The sequence below is a fragment of the Olivibacter ginsenosidimutans genome, assembly GCF_039542865.1.
Classification (GTDB): Bacteria; Bacteroidota; Bacteroidia; order Sphingobacteriales; family Sphingobacteriaceae; genus Olivibacter; species Olivibacter ginsenosidimutans.
On record NZ_BAABIQ010000015.1, the window covers coordinates 1 to 1,440 of the forward strand.

Annotated in this window: 1 protein-coding gene and 1 pseudogene; one reads left to right on the forward strand and one right to left on the reverse strand. The window is 41.2% G+C overall.

Translation table 11 applies throughout. The annotated features are described in order from the left end of the window. Positions 1-101: 101 nt before the first annotated feature. Positions 102-839 (forward strand): annotated as a pseudogene (locus tag ABD930_RS08705) (conjugal transfer protein MobB); the annotation flags it as partial. Between the two features lie 10 nt (positions 840-849). Here the strand turns inward: ABD930_RS08705 and ABD930_RS08710 are convergent. Then, positions 850-1,440, reverse strand: a 591-nt coding sequence (locus ABD930_RS08710; RefSeq protein WP_345231337.1) for a class I SAM-dependent methyltransferase, incomplete at its 5' end; no start/stop codon positions are given.

Sequence of the window (1,440 nt, forward strand, 5' to 3'; positions counted from 1 at the left end):
CGACCGCCATGATCTTAAACGAATCATCAAATTTTCTATGCATCTCTACAAATTTAAAATTACTCCTTAAATCTGTCTCGCTCTAAAGGTAGCAACTCCAGTATTACGGGTACGCAAGCCTCGGAGCATACAATGCCTTGCTTTCACTTTTCAATATCACCGCCGAGGAAGTCAAAGGGGAATTGCACGGACAGCCTAAAAATGGTATTGTCTATTTTGCGCTGAACGAACAGGGAGAAAAAGTGAGCAATCCTTTTAAGGCATCCCTTTTCGGCAAGCAGGCAGGACTGGACGAACTGCAAAACCAATTCACAAAGGCTAAGGAGAAAATGAAAGCCGACCCTGTAAGAGCCGTACTCAAAAGCACCATTGAAGTAGCGATGCACACCGCCACTAATGAAGCCTATTTTAAAAAGCAACTGTTGGAGCAGGGCATCAATACCGTAGTACGGCGCAACGATGAGGGGCGTATATATGGTATGACTTTTATCGACCACGAAAGCCGTACCGTTTGGAACGGTTCAGCTTTAGGCAAGAACCTATCGGCTAATGTCTTTAATGACTGGTGGAACGGACAGGCGGTTGGGCAACGTCAAGAAGCTGAAAAAACATCTGCACAAAATCAGTCATCGACCACAGGCAACAGCACCGCCCAAGAGAAAGAGGAAGCTCATGCACTTTTCAACTTCCTTAATAGAGAAAAGCAGACCGATGATTTGTTGATAGACGGATTGGGTGGGCTACTGCCAGAGGTACAGGGGGAAGACTACGAGGAACAGGCATTTGCCAGCCGTATGAAGAAAAAGAAGAAACACCGAAAATGGGGAAGACAACAATAAAAATTACTAACTACTTTTCGACAGAGATTAAAAACATCATTGGACGGCGTAATTCGTCTTCCATTTCGGGTATATTTTTCAGCATAGTTTCATTTGGTATAGGTTCTTTGACTTCTATGATTTTAAAGCTCTGCTTTAAAAGCTCATTCAAATATGTACTAACCGTCCTATGGTATTTCAGTACGTTCTCACCTAAAAATGAGGTATTCCTTTGTCCTTCGTAAAAATATCTGTCAACAGCCCAATGTAATTTACTTCCGGCTTCATTATAAATCCAATCTTGACTGCCCTCGGCTGTAAAGACAGGATGTTCAACAGAAAAGACAAATTTACCTCTGGGTTTAAGCCATTGATAAATTTTACCGATAAGAACATCGTATGATTGTATATAATGAAAAGTTAATGAACTGATTATAACATCAAACATTCCATTAGCAAATTGGGCGTCTTCAAGCGCAATTTGTTTATATTTAATTCCATCCAGTTGATTGACTTGCTTAGCTTTTTCAAGCATCTTCTCAGAAATATCAATACCGATTACGGAGATAGCCCCGTTTTCGATTGCATACCTGCAATGCCATCCATAGCCACATCCTAAATC